2 protein-coding genes and 1 pseudogene are annotated in these 3,909 nt (G+C 42.6%); all 3 read left to right on the forward strand.

Annotated features, from left to right (window positions below; genetic code table 11):
* Positions 1–311 precede the first annotated feature (311 nt).
* The gene (locus LPKJCM_RS09485) at positions 312–1,472 is read left to right on the forward strand and encodes a PDZ domain-containing protein (protein WP_057962318.1); all 1,161 of its coding nucleotides are present in this window, start codon (positions 312–314) and stop codon (positions 1,470–1,472) included.
* Between the two features lie 10 nt (positions 1,473–1,482).
* Positions 1,483–2,204: pseudogene (locus tag LPKJCM_RS09490) on the forward strand (response regulator transcription factor).
* The gene (locus LPKJCM_RS09495; protein WP_057962319.1) at positions 2,191–3,573 is read left to right on the forward strand and encodes a sensor histidine kinase; all 1,383 of its coding nucleotides are present in this window, start codon (positions 2,191–2,193) and stop codon (positions 3,571–3,573) included. Before LPKJCM_RS09490 ends, LPKJCM_RS09495 begins: the two are co-directional and overlap by 14 nt.
* Positions 3,574–3,909 lie beyond the last annotated feature (336 nt).

The raw sequence follows: 3,909 nt of genomic DNA on the forward strand, positions 1-3,909 counted from the left end.
CTTTGGGGGTACACCTCAAAATGTCCGCTTTTTTATTCTAATGCTAAATAAAAAAACTGTCATCAGTAATAGATAAAAATCTATTACCAACAACAGATATTGTAGAACCTTTATTTGTTAAATTCTGGGATCAAAGCGCCTTTCGTCTCAATCTCTTTTATTGCCGCTATCGTTCAGAACACGGACTGGAAGATTAGGCCCATTTTCCTTGCGGTGGCATCGTGAAGACGAGTGGTGACTTTTCAAATCAACTTAAATCAGCCGCCAATAAATGATATACTAGCCTTATAATTATTGACGAGGAAGACATAATGAAATTTTTAATTGCTTGTGGTTTTTACGGCTTGCAACCTGCCCTATGGATTGGCATTATCCGTAGTTATTTAATTCATACAAATCGGCTTAAGAAGGAACGGGGGATTTTCAACTCCGCCATTTATGACGATTTTTATGAGAATCGTCATTTTGTTCGGATGGGGTTGATTTTTGGTATTCTGGCATCGGTTGTTTTAGGTGGCTTTTTGAGTATCTCACTGGAATGGTTAATCATTTATGAGGGCCTGCTGCTGGTTTCACTCACGTTGATTCCTTGGTGGCTGCTGTCAATAACGGCCGCTGGGATTGCCAGTGTACTCACTCTGTCCGTCCCAACCATTGCAGAATTTAAACCCATTACTCACTGGTTTCACGAACTGGGGATCAATTCCACAACCGTCGCCCCACTTAATGTGCTTATTTTGTTTGTAGTCATTATCTTGACAACCGCCGTTTTTGTGAACATCAATGGCGGGCGGTTTGATTCGCCCACGCTGGTTCGCAACCAACGAAACAACAAGACAGCTGTTTATAAATTTAATGAGCTAACAATCTTTCCGTTCTTCTTGTTTGTGCCAGGCGACTGGCTTCATACCAGTTTGCCAATGATGCCGCTATTTCAAGTCAACAATCATTTTTATGCGATGCTCCTAGTCCCAATTTTAATTGGACTCAAGTTCACGGTTCGAAGAAGTGTTCCAAGGACCTTACTCAAAGTAATGAGTCACTCAATTTATCTGTTGGCAGGCGTTGGCGTCGGATTGGCAATTGTTGGTTATTTTGTGCCGCAACTCATTTTGCCCGCTATTATCGTGCTGTTGTTGGGTTACTATTTGATCCTTTGGCTTGCTAAACATCGGGATGGCCAACAATCGTTTGAATATAGTGAGGTCATGGACGGGGTGAGAGTAATCGGTATTCAGCCGGAAACCTCAGCTGCCAAGATGGACCTTAAAGTGGGTGATGTGATTCTTGAAGTCAACGGCATCCCGGTCACCGATGAAGATGCCTTCTATCGTGCACTTAGTACTAATTCAACTTATTGTCGTTTTAAGGTTCGCGATCGAAACGATCAGCTGAAGATAACCGAATCGGCGATTTTTAAGAATTCACCACATGAAATTGGGGTTAAAACGTATACCCAGCTTAGTCATTAGGAGGACTATCGTGAAAAAAGTGCTTGTAGTCGACGACGAACCAGCAATTGTGACTTTATTAGAATATAACTTAAAACAAGCCAATTTTGAGGTGCAGAGTGCTACCAACGGGGTCAATGCACTTTCGATGGCTGAAACTGGTCAATTTGACATTGTTCTACTGGACTTGATGCTACCGCAGATGAGCGGCGAAGAAGTCCTCAAGCAGCTGCGGATGGACAGAAATGACACGCCGGTTATTTTATTAACCGCAAAAGATACCGAGTTTGATAAGGTTTTTGGCCTGGAATGGGTGCTGACGACTATATTCCCAAACCCTTCAGTCCCCGAGAAGTTATTGCTCGGATCAATGCAGTTCTCCGGCGGTACGAAAAAAGTGCCGCGACTGAAGGCTCGATGGCTAAATCAACCGAAAATGTTGAAACAACGGGTCCATTTACCATTGACCACCAAAAATACCGGGTGAGTGCCAATTCGAAAAACTTGAAGTTGACCCCTAAGGAGTTTGAATTGATGCAGTATTTGGTCAGCCATGAAAATCAGGTATTGAGTCGTGACCAGTTGCTCCAAGGGGTTTGGGGGTTTGACTACTCGGGTCAAAGTCGGATGGTTGATATTCAGATTGCCCATCTTCGTGAAAAGATTGAACCAGACCCGAAACGGCCGAAATATTTACGGACCGTTCGTGGTTTTGGTTATGAGTTCTCTACGGGGGATGATGACACTGAATAAAATTTATAAGCAAGTTTTAACCGTTGTTATCCTAAGCATTGCCACCTTGGCCGTGCTTTTTTATGGTTTTACGACTGGAGATTCGGGCTGGTCCGATCTGGCCCTTCTAGTGGCATTAGCTGATGCGATTGCAGGCATCATCCTCGTTTTTCAATACCGACAGCATGATAGGCTGCTCAAACAACTTCAGGTGATGACAGAAAACATTGTTCATCACCAGCCGGCCGTGCCGTTATTTGTTGAACCCGATAACCCACTCAAGGGCGTTTCCGATCAGTTAAATGAACTTCAAAGCCGCCAGCAGGACGAGGGTAAAAGCATTCGTAACAGCAACGCGGAGCTGATCACAATTCTTTCTAGTTTGCCGGTTGGCGTCATGGTCATTGATTCAACCCATGATGTCATTTTTGCTAACCATAAAATGTCAACGATGTTGGGACGGGAGATTTTGACCCAAGTCCATCCCTACACTCAAGACATTCGCAACTATCAACTGCTTTCGCTAATTGAAAATGTTTATAGCAGCCATAAGTCCCAGCAAGAAGAAGTTCAAAGTGTTGGAGCGGCGGCAGTTACGTGGGATACCAGCGTTGTGTTTAATCAATTGGAAAATGATTTTCATATCTTAGTTATTATGTATGATATTTCAGATATTATTAATGTTAAACAGATGCAGATTGACTTTTTAAGAAATGCCAGTCACGAGCTGAAAACACCGATTACTGCTATTTCTGGGTTTACAAAAACCTTACTTGGTGGTGCGATGGATGACAAGAAAAGTCTGGTGGAATTTTTGAAAATTATCGACCAGCAGAGTGATCAGCTGGCTTCCTTGGTACAAGACGTTTTGACCATCTCACATATCCAAAATGGCACCAACTACAATTACAAACCATTGCCATTACATGATTTCATTGATGCAGAATTGGCATCTTACAAATCAATGAGCGATAATCATCAGGTGGCGATTCATAACCAAGTTGCCGAACACGTTGAAGTAACTGCCGATAGTACCACGTTAACGCGAATTTTACGGAATTTGGTCAGTAACGCCATTAAATATAATCGCCCGAGTGGTGAGGTCGATATTTCCTACAGTGAAAATGACAGTTATTGGCAGCTGCAGGTTGCCGATACCGGAATTGGGATCGCTCAAAAGGACATTTCCAGGTTGTTTGAACGGTTTTATCGCGCTGATGATTCTCGAACCAAGCAGAAGGTGAGTGGTACCGGTTTAGGCCTTTCAATCGTTAAAGAAATGGTGGATGCAGTCGGCGGCACAATTGATGTGAAGAGTCAGCGGGGAGTTGGGGCGACTTTTACCGTCAACTTTCCAATTGTGAAAGACGAAGACAGAACAACCAATTAAGTAGGCTCAAGGTGACCAACTTTTAACAAATTATTTACATTTCAAAATCAGCTAAGCTGGGGAGATCCCCGGCTTTTTTACGTTAATACCTGAAACTTGAAAGCTAATAATCACGCCAAAGGCGTGTGGTTATTGGCTTTTTTGGCAAAAAAATAAACGCAAGCTCTCCTGCGTTGTATACTTTAGTCGACCAAAACCAAGATACAAAGGAGACTTACGTCATGAATATTATAAGACAAAAAAATACAGAAAACGAGCTTCACAATATTGTTCATCAATTTACTTCCCTCATTGGTCTATCTAAACTCACCAAGTTGGTGAATTATCGCCGGAATT

Source organism: Lentilactobacillus parakefiri, assembly GCF_002157585.1.
Classification (GTDB): domain Bacteria; phylum Bacillota; class Bacilli; order Lactobacillales; family Lactobacillaceae; genus Lentilactobacillus; species Lentilactobacillus parakefiri.